The sequence below is a fragment of the Streptomyces sp. PA03-3a genome, assembly GCF_033792735.1.
In the GTDB taxonomy this organism is placed as follows: domain Bacteria; phylum Actinomycetota; class Actinomycetes; order Streptomycetales; family Streptomycetaceae; genus Actinacidiphila.
In genome coordinates, this window is record NZ_JARAVM010000038.1 from 66,080 (window position 1) to 79,494 (window position 13,415).

At 71.3% G+C, this 13,415-nt stretch carries 8 protein-coding genes and 1 pseudogene; 6 read left to right on the forward strand and 3 right to left on the reverse strand.

The window, feature by feature from the left end; translation table 11 throughout:
• Positions 1 to 8: 8 nt before the first annotated feature.
• The 5 genes from PV342_RS33825 (at position 9) to PV342_RS33845 (ending at position 9,326) form a co-directional block, all read left to right on the forward strand.
• A complete protein-coding gene (locus PV342_RS33825; protein WP_500320009.1) occupies positions 9 to 905 on the forward strand; it encodes a DsbA family protein in 897 nt (298 codons plus the stop codon).
• Between the two features lie 75 nt (positions 906 to 980).
• A complete protein-coding gene (lgt, locus tag PV342_RS33830; protein ID WP_400803142.1) occupies positions 981 to 2,045 on the forward strand; it encodes a prolipoprotein diacylglyceryl transferase in 1,065 nt (354 codons plus the stop codon).
• A gap of 192 nt (positions 2,046 to 2,237) precedes the next feature.
• Complete coding sequence (locus tag PV342_RS33835; protein WP_500320011.1) at positions 2,238 to 3,011, forward strand: VIT1/CCC1 transporter family protein; 774 nt, start codon at positions 2,238 to 2,240, stop codon at positions 3,009 to 3,011.
• 275 nt (positions 3,012 to 3,286) lie between these two features.
• Positions 3,287 to 7,873: a glutamate synthase large subunit gene (gene gltB, locus PV342_RS33840; protein ID WP_386989675.1), complete on the forward strand. Its 4,587-nt coding sequence runs from the start codon at positions 3,287 to 3,289 to the stop codon at positions 7,871 to 7,873.
• Entirely contained in the window at positions 7,866 to 9,326 is a 1,461-nt protein-coding gene (locus PV342_RS33845) for a glutamate synthase subunit beta (RefSeq protein WP_400803144.1), read from the forward strand. Before gltB ends, PV342_RS33845 begins: the two co-directional genes overlap by 8 nt.
• A 62-nt stretch (positions 9,327 to 9,388) precedes the next feature.
• On the opposite strand, the gene PV342_RS33850 is transcribed toward PV342_RS33845, so the two are convergent.
• From PV342_RS33850 to PV342_RS33860, 3 genes are all read right to left on the reverse strand, one after another.
• On the reverse strand, positions 9,389 to 10,099 hold the full coding sequence (locus PV342_RS33850; RefSeq protein ID WP_400803147.1) for a calcium-binding protein: 711 nt from the start codon (positions 10,097 to 10,099) through the stop codon (positions 9,389 to 9,391).
• Complete coding sequence (wecB, locus tag PV342_RS33855) at positions 10,096 to 11,298, reverse strand: non-hydrolyzing UDP-N-acetylglucosamine 2-epimerase (RefSeq protein ID WP_400803150.1); 1,203 nt, start codon at positions 11,296 to 11,298, stop codon at positions 10,096 to 10,098. The genes PV342_RS33850 and wecB overlap by 4 nt, the downstream gene beginning before the upstream one ends.
• Before the next feature lie 63 nt (positions 11,299 to 11,361).
• Positions 11,362 to 12,606: a glycosyltransferase family 2 protein gene (locus PV342_RS33860; RefSeq protein ID WP_026250634.1), complete on the reverse strand. Its 1,245-nt coding sequence runs from the start codon at positions 12,604 to 12,606 to the stop codon at positions 11,362 to 11,364.
• Between the two features lie 528 nt (positions 12,607 to 13,134).
• Here PV342_RS33860 and PV342_RS33865 point away from each other — a divergent pair.
• Positions 13,135 to 13,415, forward strand: a pseudogene (locus PV342_RS33865) (hypothetical protein); the annotation flags it as partial.

The following is a 13,415-nucleotide window of genomic DNA, read 5'->3' on the forward strand; positions in this document are numbered from 1 at the left end:
GCCTGGGTGTGAGCGAGAAGAACCGTGAAGGAAAGCGCAATGCCCGGGACCGGCTGCAGGAGCAGCGGGCGGACGACCAGCGCCGGCAGAAGCGCAAGAGGACGGCGATCGTCGCGGGCTCCGTGGTGGGGGTCCTGGTCGTCGGCGCCGTCATCGGGGTCGTGGTGGCGGGCAGCGACGGCAGTTCCGGCGCCCCGGCCGCGGCCCCGGCGGGCGCGACGGGCAAGGACAAGCTGGCCCTCCCCAACGGCGCGAGCGACGCCCCGTCCACGCTGACCGTGTACGAGGACTTCCGGTGCCCGGCCTGCGCGGCCTACGAGAACGAGCTCCGCGACACCATCCACGGCCTCCAGGACCAGGGACAGCTGAAGGTCGAGTACCACCTCGTCCGGCTGATCGACGGGAACCTGGGCGGCTCCGGCTCGCTCGACGCCGCCAACGCCGCCGCCTGCGCGCAGGACGAGGGCAAGTTCCGCGCGTACCACGACGTGCTGTACCAGAACCAGCCGCCGGAGAACGACGACCTCTTCGCCGACAAGAACCACCTGCTGGAGCTGGCGGGCAAGGTTCCGGGGTTGAAGACCCCCGCCTTCACCCGTTGCGTGAAGGACGGCACCTACGACGACTGGGTGAATGCCAACAACAAGGCCTTCGGGACCGCCGGCTTCAACTCCACGCCCACCATTCTGCTCAACGGCGGCGAGAACCTGCTGGCGAAGGGGCAGCCCAACCTGACCGCGGAGCGGCTGAAGCAGCTGGTCACCGAGGCCAACAAGGGCAAGAAGCCCGGCACCGCGACGCAGGGCGCCACCCCGCCGAGCGCGTCCGGGTCGCCGGGCGCGCCGGGATCGGCGACCGGTTCGGCACCCGCGGGGGGCTCTCCCGCGGCCTCGCAGAGCGGCTGAGCCCCCGCCCGTTATCCAGCCGTTGCCGGGCGGGTGCCCGTCGTAGCCGCCCGGCACGGTAGCGTCGGGAGTGCCATGGAACTCGAACTCGCATTCATTCCCAGCCCGTCGCGCGGGGTCATCCACCTCGGCCCCATCCCTCTGCGCGGCTATGCCTTCTGCATCATCATCGGTGTCTTCGTGGCCGTGTGGCTCGGCAGCCGGCGATGGGTCGCCCGCGGCGGACAGAAGACCACGGTCGCGGACATCGCCGTCTGGGCGGTGCCGTTCGGTCTGGTCGGTGGTCGTCTCTACCACGTGATCACCAGTTACGAGCTCTACTTCGGTGAGGGCAAGGACTGGGTCAACGCGTTCAAGATCTGGGAGGGCGGCCTCGGCATCTGGGGCGCCATCGCCCTGGGCGCCCTCGGTGCCTGGATCGCCTGCCGGCGCCGCGGCATCCCGCTGCCCGCGTACGCCGACGCCGTGGCGCCCGGTATCGCCTTCGCCCAGGCCATCGGCCGCTGGGGCAACTGGTTCAACCAGGAGCTCTACGGACGCGCCACCGATCTGCCCTGGGCGCTGAAGATCGACAGCGCCCACCGGCCCGCGGACAGCCTGGACGCCGCGACGTACCACCCGACCTTCCTGTACGAGTCGCTGTGGTGCGTCGGTGTGGCCCTGCTGGTCATCTGGGCCGACCGGCGCTTCAAGCTCGGCCACGGCCGTGCCTTCGCGCTCTATGTCGCGGCGTACACCGTCGGGCGCTTCTGGATCGAGTACCTGCGCGTCGACGACGCCCACCACGTCCTGGGCCTGCGGCTCAACGACTGGACCTCGATCCTGGTCTTCGCCGCCGCGGTGGCCTACATGGTGGTCTCGGCGAAGCTGCGGCCGGGCCGTGAGGAGGTCGTCGAGCCGGCGGCCCTCGCCGCGGCCGAGTCCTCCGCGAAGGACACGGACCCCGACGCGAAGGACGCGGACGCGACGGACGCGACGGACGCTGAGGGTGCGGACGCCGGGGACGCCGACGAGAAGGCGGCGGACGGGGACGGCGAGAAGACCGCCGCCGGCGAAGCGGAGCCGGACGCGGACCGGGACGCGGAGGACGGCGCCGCCGTCCCCGTCGAGGCCGAGGCCAAGCCCGCCAAGAACCTCTGACGCCCACGTCGAGCCGCCCGCGGCCGCCGTTCACCACCTGGTGACGGCGGCCGCGGCGTTATCCCGCCGGGCGCGTTTTCGCAGGTAAGGCAGGCTTTCCTTGCTGGAAACGCAGGGAATTCGAGCGTACGGTCGAGGCGTTCGAGGGAGGGACGCGGGGATCGCCGCCCCCGGGGAAGGAGCACCTTGACCATGTCGTCAGCCGTGGAGCGCAGCGCACCGGGCACGGCCCCCGAGCGGACGCCGGGGGAGGACGGGCAGGCGGCGCCGTACCACGTGGCGCACCACACCCACCGGGACGTGAGCGGCGGCTGGCTGCGTCCGGCGGTGTTCGGGGCGATGGACGGCCTGGTGTCGAACCTGGCGCTCATGACCGGCGTCGCCGGCGGCAACGTGGCCCCCTCGACCATCGTGATCACCGGATTGGCGGGACTCGCGGCGGGCGCTTTCTCGATGGCCGCGGGCGAGTACACCTCGGTCGCCTCCCAGCGGGAGCTGGTCCAGGCGGAGCTGGACGTCGAGCGGCTGGAACTGCGCCGCAACCCCAAGGACGAGCTGCGCGAACTGGCCACGTTGTACGTCGCACGGGGCGTCGAGCCGGAGCTCGCCGAGGAGGTCGCCCGGCAGATGTCCAGGGACCCGGAGATGGCCCTGGAGATCCACGCCCGCGAGGAGCTGGGCGTGGATCCGACCGATCTGCCCTCGCCCCTGGTCGCGGCCGGTTCCTCCTTCCTGTCCTTCGGTGTCGGGGCCCTGCTGCCGGTGCTCCCGTACCTGTTCGGCGCAACGGTGGTCTGGCCCGCGGTGATCGTGGCACTGATCGGTCTCTTCCTCTGCGGGGCGGCTGTGGCACGTGTGACGGCGCGCAGCTGGTGGTTCAGCGGGCTCCGGCAGCTCGTCTTGGGCGGAGCGGCCGCCGGGGTTACCTTCGTTCTGGGCGCGCTGTTCGGCACCGCCGTCGGTTGAGCCGGGTGACGGCCACAAGTCATTTGTTACCCGCTCGTTTCAGCGCGACCGACAGAGGGCATCAGTCTGTGGCGCCGTGGGCAGTGTCGCCTGCGTCTCACGTGAGCGATGCTGGCCCAAAACTGCCTGCTCGTAGCGCTGCTCAGTCCACATGATGGAACTGGCTATCCACTTTTCGGCCATCCGGCCATCATGTAACCTGCACGAAATCGCAGAGGGCCAACGTCGTCCCTAGTGCGCATGTCATATGCCAGATGACGACGACGGGAGAGCCGATGCGTTCCGCGTCCACGCACCCCCAGGCCGCCGGCGCCGGTTCCGGCCGGGCCCACATGGACGGGCGTCCCGCCCCCCAGGGGATGTACGACCCCCGCAACGAGCACGACGCCTGCGGCGTCGGTTTCGTGGCCACCCTCACCGGTGAGGCGGACCACGCGCTCGTGGAGCAGGCACTGACCGTGCTGCGCAACCTGGAGCACCGCGGGGCCACCGGCTCCGAGCCGGACTCCGGCGACGGCGCGGGCATCCTGATGCAGGTCCCGGACGCGTTCCTGAGGGCGGTCGCCGGCTTCGAGCTGCCCGCCGCCGGCCGGTACGCGGTCGGCACGGCCTTCCTTCCCGTCGAGGACGAGGACCGCCGCAAGGCCGTCGAGTCCATCGAGCGGCTGGCCGCCGAGGAGGGTCTCGCCGTCCTCGGCTGGCGTGAGGTGCCGATCGGCCCCGACACCCTCGGTGCCACGGCGCGCTCGACGATGCCGTACTTCTCCCAGCTCTTCGTCGCGGACGCCGCGGGCACCCGGACCGGGATCGAGCTCGACCGCCCGGCCTTCGTGCTGCGCAAGCGCGCCGAGCGCGAGGCGGACGTCTACTTCCCGTCGCTGTCGGCGCGCACGCTCGTCTACAAGGGCATGCTGACCACCGGCCAGCTGGAGCCCTTCTTCCCGGACCTGTCCGACGAGCGCATCGCCACCGCTATCGCCCTGGTGCACTCCCGTTTCTCCACCAACACCTTCCCCAGCTGGCCGCTGGCGCACCCGTACCGCTTCGTCGCCCACAACGGTGAGATCAACACCGTCAAGGGCAACCGCAACTGGATGCGCGCCCGCGAGTCGCAGCTCGCCTCAAGCCACTTCGGCGGGGACCTGGAGCGGATCTTCCCGGTCTGCACCCCGGACGCCTCCGACACGGCGACCTTCGACGAGGTGCTGGAGCTGCTCCACCTCGGCGGCCGCTCGCTGCCGCACAGCGTGCTGATGATGATCCCCGAGGCGTGGGAGAACCACGACTCGATGGACCCGGCCCGGCGTGCCTTCTACCGGTACCACTCCACCCTGATCGAGCCCTGGGACGGCCCGGCCTGCGTGACCTTCACCGACGGTTCCGTCGTCGGCGCCGTCCTGGACCGCAACGGCCTGCGCCCCGGCCGCTACTGGGTCACCGACGACGGCCTGGTCGTGCTCGCCTCCGAGTCCGGCGTGCTGGACGACATCGCCCCGGACAAGGTGGTCCGCAAGGGCCGGCTGCAGCCCGGCAAGATGTTCCTGGTCGACACCGTCCGGCACCGGATCGTCGAGGACGACGAGATCAAGGCCCAGCTCGCCGCCGAGCACCCCTACGAGGAGTGGCTGGACGCCGGCCTGATCCACCTCGACGACCTGCCCGAGCGCGAGCACATCGTGCACACCCACGCCTCGGTCACCCGCCGCCAGCAGACCTTCGGGTACACCGAGGAGGAGCTGCGGATCCTCCTGGCGCCGATGGCCAAGACCGGCGGCGAGCCGCTGGGCTCCATGGGCACCGACTCGCCGATCGCGGCGCTGTCCGAGCGGCCCCGGCTGCTCTTCGACTACTTCACGCAGCTGTTCGCGCAGGTCACCAACCCGCCGCTGGACGCCATCCGCGAGGAGCTGGTCACCTCGCTGATCAGCGCCGTCGGACCGTCCGGCAACCTGCTGGAGCCCTCCCCGGCCTCCTGTCGCAACATCACCCTGCCGTTCCCGGTGATCGACAACGACGAGCTGGCCAAGCTCATCCACATCAACGCCGACGGCGACCTGCCGGGCCTGAAGGCCGCGACGCTGTCGGGCCTGTACCGGGTCTCCGGCGGCGGCGAGGCGCTGGCCGCGCGGCTCACCGAGATCTGCGCCGAGGCCGACGCCGCCATAGAGGACGGCGCCCGGCTGATCGTGCTCTCCGACCGGCACTCGGACGCCGAGCACGCGCCGATCCCGTCGCTGCTGCTCACCTCCGCCGTGCACCACCACCTCATCCGCACCAAGCAGCGCACCCAGGTGGGCCTGCTGGTCGAGGCCGGCGACGTCCGCGAGGTGCACCACGTCGCGCTGCTCATCGGCTACGGTGCCGCGGCGGTCAACCCGTACCTGGCGATGGAGTCGGTCGAGGACCTGCTGCGCGCGGGCACCTTCCTCCAGGGCCTGGAGCCCGAGGCGGCCATCAGGAACCTGATCAAGGCGCTGGGCAAGGGCGTGCTGAAGGTGATGTCCAAGATGGGCATCTCCACCGTCGCCTCCTACCGCGGCGCGCAGGTCTTCGAGGCCATCGGCCTGGACACCGACTTCGTCGACACCTACTTCCACGGCACCACGACCAAGCTCGGCGGCGCCGGCATCGACGTGGTCGCCAAGGAGGTCGCGGCCCGGCACGCCAAGGCCTACCCCGCCTCCGGCATCGCCCCGGCGCACCGCCGGCTGGAGATCGGCGGCGAGTACCAGTGGCGCCGCGAGGGCGAGCCGCACCTGTTCGACCCGGAGACGGTCTTCCGGCTGCAGCACGCCACCCGCTCGCGCCGCTACGACATCTTCAAGCAGTACACGGACCGGGTGAACGAGCAGTCCGAGCGACTGATGACGCTCCGCGGCCTGTTCGCGTTCAAGGACGGCGAGCGCGCCCCGATCCCCGTCGACGAGGTCGAGCCGGTCTCCGAGATCGTCAAGCGCTTCTCCACCGGCGCCATGTCGTACGGCTCCATCTCGCGCGAGGCGCACGAGACGCTGGCCATCGCCATGAACCAGATCGGCGGCAAGTCCAACACCGGCGAGGGTGGCGAGGACCCGGACCGCCTGTACGACCCGGCGCGCCGTTCCGCGATCAAGCAGGTCGCCTCCGGCCGCTTCGGTGTCACCTCGGAGTACCTGGTCAACGCGGACGACATCCAGATCAAGATGGCCCAGGGCGCCAAGCCCGGCGAGGGCGGCCAGCTGCCCGGCCACAAGGTCTACCCCTGGATCGGCAGGACCCGGCACAGCACCCCTGGTGTCGGCCTGATCTCGCCGCCGCCGCACCACGACATCTACTCCATCGAGGACCTGGCGCAGCTGATCCACGACCTCAAGAACGCCAACCCGCAGGCCCGCATCCACGTGAAGCTGGTCTCCGAGGTCGGCGTCGGCACGGTCGCGGCGGGCGTCTCCAAGGCCCACGCCGACGTCGTGCTGATCTCCGGCCACGACGGCGGCACCGGCGCCTCCCCGCTGACCTCGCTGAAGCACGCGGGTGGCCCGTGGGAGCTGGGGCTCGCCGAGACGCAGCAGACGCTGTTGCTCAACGGCCTGCGCGACCGCATCGTGGTGCAGACCGACGGCCAGCTGAAGACCGGCCGCGACGTCGTGATCGCCGCCCTGCTGGGCGCCGAGGAGTTCGGCTTCGCGACCGCCCCGCTGGTGGTCTCCGGCTGCGTGATGATGCGGGTGTGCCACCTGGACACCTGTCCGGTCGGCATCGCCACCCAGAACCCGGTGCTGCGCGACCGCTTCACCGGCAAGGCCGAGTACGTGGTGAACTTCTTCGAGTTCATCGCGCAGGAGGTCCGCGAGCTCCTGGCCGAGCTGGGCTTCCGCTCGATCGAGGAGGCCGTCGGCCACGCCGAGCTGATCGACACCACCGCGGCCGTCACCCACTGGAAGGCGCAGGGCATGGACCTCGCCCCGCTCTTCCACGTGCCCGAGCTGCCCGAGGGCGCGGCCAGGCACCGCACCACCGACCAGGACCACGGCCTGGCGAAGGCGCTCGACAACGAGCTGATCGCGCTCGCCGCGGACGCCCTCGACAACGGCGACCCGGTCCGCGCCCAGGTCGCGATCCGCAACGTCAACCGCACGGTCGGCACCATGCTCGGCCACGAGGTGACCAAGAAGTACGGTGGCGCCGGGCTCCCCGACGACACCGTCGACATCACCCTGACCGGTTCCGCGGGCCAGTCCTTCGGTGCCTTCCTCCCCAAGGGCATCACGCTCCGCCTGGAGGGCGACGCCAACGACTACGTCGGCAAGGGCCTGTCCGGCGGCCGGGTGATCATCCGTCCCGACCGCGGCGCCGACCACCTGGCCGAGTACTCGACCATCGCCGGCAACACCATCGCCTACGGCGCCACCGGCGGCGAGCTCTTCCTGCGCGGCACCACCGGCGAGCGCTTCTGCGTCCGCAACTCCGGTGCCACCGTCGTGTCCGAGGGCGTGGGCGACCACGGCTGCGAGTACATGACCGGGGGCCGCGCGCTCGTCCTCGGCCCGACCGGCCGCAACTTCGCGGCGGGCATGTCCGGCGGCATCGCGTACGTCCTCGACCTCGACCCGGACAACGTCAACACCGGCATGGTGAACGTCGAGGAGCTGGACGCCGACGACATCAAGTGGCTGCACGACGTGGTGCGCCGCCATCAGGAGGAGACGGGCTCCACCGTCGCCGAGAAGCTCCTCGCCGACTGGGGCCACACCCTCACCCGCTTCGGCAAGGTCATGCCGAGGGACTACAAGGCAGTGCTCGCCGCCAAGAACGCCGCCGAGCAAGCCGGGCTCTCCGAGTCCGAGACCGTCGCGAAGATGATGGAGGCGGCAAATGGCTGACCCGAAGGGCTTCCTCACCACGCCCCGCGAGACCGCTCCGACCCGTCCGGTCGAGGAGCGCAAGCAGGACTGGAACGAGGTCTACGTTCCCGGCGGCCTGCTGCCGATCATCACCAAGCAGGCCGGACGCTGCATGGACTGCGGCATCCCCTTCTGCCACAACGGCTGTCCGCTGGGGAACCTGATCCCCGAGTGGAACGACTACGCCTACCGCGAGGACTGGAAGGCCGCCAGCGAGCGCCTGCACGCGACCAACAACTTCCCGGAGTTCACCGGTCGCCTCTGCCCGGCCCCCTGCGAGTCCGCCTGTGTGCTCGGCATCAACCAGCCGGCGGTGACCATCAAGAACGTCGAGGTCACCATCATCGACAGGGCCTGGGACAGCGGGGACGTCACCCCGCAGCCCCCGGACCGGCTCTCCGGCAAGACCGTCGCCGTCATTGGTTCCGGCCCGGCGGGTCTGGCCGCCGCCCAGCAGCTGACCCGGGCGGGCCACACGGTCGCCGTGTACGAGCGGGCCGACCGCATCGGAGGTCTGCTGCGCTACGGCATCCCCGAGTTCAAGATGGAGAAGCGGCACATCAACCGGCGCATCGAGCAGATGCGCGCGGAGGGCACCAAGTTCCGCACCGGTGTCGAGATCGGCCGCGACATGGACGGGGCCAAGCTGCGCAAGCGCTACGACGCCGTGGTCATCGCCGCGGGTGCCACCGCGGCGCGCGACCTGCCCGTCGAGGGACGCGAACTGGGCGGCGTCTACCAGGCCATGGAGTACCTGCCGCTGGCCAACAAGGTGCAGGAGGGCGACTTCGTCACCCCGCCGGTGTCCGCCGAGGGCAAGCACGTGGTCGTCATCGGCGGTGGCGACACCGGCGCCGACTGCGTCGGCACCGCGCACCGGCAGGGCGCCCGCTCGGTCACCCAGCTGGAGATCATGCCGCGGCCGTCGGACGAGCGCCCGTCGCACCAGCCCTGGCCGACCATGCCGATGACGTACAAGGTCACCTCCGCCCACGAGGAGGGCGGCGAGCGGGTCTACGCCGTCAACACCATGCGGTTCGAGGGCGACGAGGACGGCAACGTCAAGGCGCTGCACCTGGTGGAGGTCGAGTTCCAGGACGGGAAGTTCGTCCCGCAGCCCGGGACCGAGAAGGTCATCCCGGCCGAACTGGTCACCCTCGCCATGGGCTTCACCGGCACCGACCAGCGCAACGGCCTGGTCGATCAGCTCGGCCTGGAGCTCGACGCCCGCGGCAACATCGCCCGCGACAAGGACTTCACCACCAATGTGGACGGGGTCTTCGTCGCGGGTGACGCGGGCCGCGGCCAGTCGTTGATCGTGTGGGCCATCGCCGAGGGCCGTTCCGCGGCCCGCGCGGTGGACCACTACCTCACCGGCGCGAGCATCCTGCCGGCCCCGATCCGCCCGACGGATCGCCCGCTGACGGTCTGACCCTCCGTCACCCCTGAGACGTCCCGTACAAGGGCGTACGGAACGGAACGCGGCGCCTGCCCTCACCCGACCGGGGGCAGGCGCCGCACTGCCATCTCGTCGAACTCCACCCGGGCGTCCTCGGTGTAGGCGCCCACGGAGCCCCGGGTGTAGGGGCGTTCGGCATCGGTGTACGCGGTCAGGAAGCGCCCGTCGACCGCGATCGTGAGCGTGCCGCCACGCTGCTCCACCTCGATCCGGTACCGGTGCCCGGTGGGGAACGGCGCCGGACCGGTGGCCAGGAAGCGCTGGCCGCCCGGGTAGGCCGGATCGCGCTTGCCCAGCTCCCAGCCGTTGGGCTTGAGGGCGAGGTAGTAGAAGTCCTCCGGGTCGCGGTACGCCCAGACCAGCCACGGCACCTCCCACGGGTTGGGGCGCGGGGTGCGCAGCTGACGGAGTGTCCGGGTGCGCGCCGTGTACGCCATGTCCCCGTACTCCTCGGTGGAGACCACCAGGCCCGCGTGGGTGACGTCCGGCCGGTCCGCCGCGCCCGGAGCGAGCCGCAGCGACGTGGCGTCCCCTCGGTTGTCGCCGTACCCGTCGTACACCGACAGCCAGGGTCCGTGCACCGTGCCGTCCGTCCAGCCGGGCCCGGTGCTTCCGCGGCCCTGGCAGGCGTACACCACGCCGCCCACCACCAGCAGCAGGGCGAGCACCAGGCCGGCGGGCCGCGGGCCCCTCCGCCGCGGGGGGCGCAGGGGCCTGGGCGCGGAGGAGCCCAGGGCGGTGGTCATACCGCGGGGGAGGGCTCCGTGGCGCGGGGCGGCAGGACCGCGGAGGAGAGCGTGGTGGGCACGTCCTCCCCGAAGTCCTCGGCGAGCTGGGCGAGCACGCGTTCGGCGGCCCGTCCGTCGCCGAAGGGATTGCCCGAGGTCGCCATCCGGTGGTACTCGGCCGGGTCGTCCAGCAGCCGGCCCGCGGCCGCGAGGATCGCCTCGGGGTCGGTGCCGATCAGCCGGGCGGCGCCGGCTTCCACGGCCTCCGGCCGCTCGGTCGTCGTACGCAGCACCAGCGCGGGCTTGCCGAGGCTGGGCGCCTCCTCCTGGATGCCGCCGGAGTCGGTCAGGACGAGTTCGCAGTCGGCGAGGGTGGCCGCGAAGTCGGGGTAGCCCAGCGGCTCGACGACGTGCACGGCGTGGTGGCCGGTCAGTTCGGGCAGCAGCGCGTCGCGCACGGCCGGGCTCTTGTGCAGCGGCAGCAGGATCTCCACGTCCCCTCGTTGGCCCAGCCGGCGCAGCGCGCGGCCCATGGCGCGCATCCGCTCTCCCTGGTTCTCCCGGCGGTGCAGGGTGAGCAGCACCCGGCGGCGGCCGCTGCCGGGGAAGGCACTGCGGCCGACGCCCTCGCCGAGCACCCACAGCAGGTTGTCGACGACCGTGTTTCCGGTGGTGAACACCTGGGTGCCGGGGGTGCCCTCGGCGAGCAGGTGGGCGGCGGCCCGCGGGGTGGGGGCGAAGTGCCAGCGGGCGATCCGTCCGATCAGCCGGCGGTTGAGCTCCTCGGGGAAGGGGTTGTCGAGGACGCCGGTGCGCAGGCCCGCCTCGACGTGGGCGACCGGGACCCGTTCGTAGAAGGCGGCCAGCGCCCCGGTCAGTGCGGTGGTGGTGTCGCCCTGGACGATCACCAGGTCCGGGCGGTCGTTGCGGATGACCTCTCCGAGCCCCTCCACCAGACGGGCCGTCAGCTCCGGGAGCCGCTGGCGCTCGCGCATCACGTCGAGCCCGGCCTTGGCGGGGACCTGGAGCAGCTCCAGCATCTGGTGGAGCATCTCGCGGTGCTGCCCGGTGGTGACCACGACCGGCTCGAACAGCGGCGAGGCCGCCATGGCACGCGCCACGGGGGCCAGTTTGATCACCTCGGGCCGGGTGCCGAGGACGAGCATCGCGCGGATGGTTCCCGGCACTTCGGGCAGTTCGGCTGGGTGAGCGGACATGGTTCCCCCCTGGGACGGTGGTGCTGGTGTGCTGGTGTGCGGTGAGAGAAGGAGTGCGGGCCGTCAGGTGCGCGCGGTCTTCAGCCAGGTGCGCTTGCCGGTGGCCATCCGCCACAGACCCCACCAGCCGGCGGCGAACCAGATGTAGCCGTAGAGGATGAAGGCGTGCGCCACCAGGACGGAGCGCACCAGCCCGAGCGTGCGCTCGCGCCTGGCGTAGACGAAGCCGTAGACGTAGGCCGCGGTGAAGGAGAGCAGGTACGGGCCGAGCAGCCACATCGGCGACACCAGCGGCCGGCCCTGCTGGAACGAGGCGAGGACGGTGCCGGCGACGGCGACCAGGAAGGAGAGCGGCAGCAGCGAGGTGAGCAGGATCAGCACCGGGCTGGACAGGTGGTAGAGCAGGTCCAGGGCCGGGCGGGTGGCCACCTCGCGCAGGATCAGCGGGACCAGGTTGGCCGACTGCAGATGCCCCTGGAACCAGCGCGAGCGCTGCCGCACCAGGCGCCGTACGTCGAGCACGGCCTGCTGGGAGACGGCGGCGGTGGTGCAGTACTGGTTGCGCCAGCCGCGGGCGATGAGCCGGACCCCGAGGTCGAGGTCCTCGGTCAGGCTGTCGCTCCAGGGGCCGTCGCCGCCGAGGGTGTCGAGTGCGGACAGCCGCATGAACTGCCCGTTGCCGCCCATCCCGACGCTGCCCAGGAAGCGCCGGGCGCTCTGGAAGACGTCGCCGTAGACGACGAACTCCATGTCCTGCAGCCGGGCCAGCAGGCCCAGGTGGCGGTTGTACATGCGGACGCCGATCTGGACGGCGCCGGTCGCCGGGTCGTCGAAGCAGGGGTCGACGGCCTGGATGGTGTGCGGGTCGAGCCGGCCGTCGGCGTCGACGACGCAGATGACGACGTCCTCGGGAGCGCGGTGGCCGAGCAGACCGGCGGCCCGCAGGTGGCGCACGCCCGCGTTGAGCGCCGCGCCCTTGCCGCGCCGGGCGTCGGGGAGGCGGCGCTGGTAGAGCCAGACCCGTGAACTGTCGGCGGCCCGGGCGACCTCGGCCGTACGGTCGTCGGAGGCGTCGTCGATGACCAGTGCCACGAAGCTGTCGGCGGGCAGCGAGGTGATCCGGGCCAGGCTCTCGGCGAGGACCTTCTCCTCGTTCAGGCAGGCGAGCAGGAAGACGTAGAAGCGCTGCCGTCCCGGCCGGCGGACCCGGCGGATGTGCCGCCGGGAGAGCAGGAACAGCGTGGTGTTGTAGGTCCCGGCCAGCACGATCAGGGCAGTCGCGGCCCACAACCCGAGCTGGCCCGTCATGACCCGCCTCCGGAGGGGCGGCCGGCCGCCGCCGCACGGGCCGAGGGCCGGCGGAGCCAGAGTCTCGCCGCTATAAGACCGAATGCGATCAGGCAATACAGCAGGAAGCCCAGTCCTGCCGCTATTTGTAAACCCCTGGCGAAGGGAATGCCAGGAACAGTTCTCGAAGCCGTGGCCATACCGGCCAGCGGCAGCATCGTGCCCAGGGCGGGCCTTCCGTACATGAGTGTGTCCCCCCAATGTGCTCCGGTGCGAAAGGCCGCCCGGAACTCCAGGGCAGGAAGTTAGCAGATACTTTTTGAGGATCATCGCCCTCTGCGTCAAGCATGGGGTGGCCTTCCCGGCCTGTGCCGCAACGCCGCAGCTCGGGGGCGTGCGCCCAAAGGGAGATTCACCCTTCCGAGGGCTTCGGTCTCCATTATGGAATGGATGATCGAACGAGAAGTCAAACCGATGATCGTGTTGACAGCGGGCATTGCCGCTCTGAACAATCGGCGACCTGTTCCGTACTGGTGCATTGGGGGGAAATTGCAATCCCGCATCGGGAGGTCCGGGAAGTCCCGGCTCTCCGTCATCGTCATGCTCATCGCGGCCCTGCTCGGGGCCGCATTCCTGTCCGCCCCGGCGGGCGGCGCCGCGGATCACGCTCCGGCCGGCAAGGGCGACCACCGCCACCGCGGCGAGCCCCCGGGCGGCCGCGCGGGCCTCGGCGAGGTCGACTTCTCGGGCTGGGCCAAGGCCCAGCGCGCCGCCGACCGCGACCGGCGCGCCAGGACCCCGGTCCGCCGTGCGGGACAGCCGCCACGGGC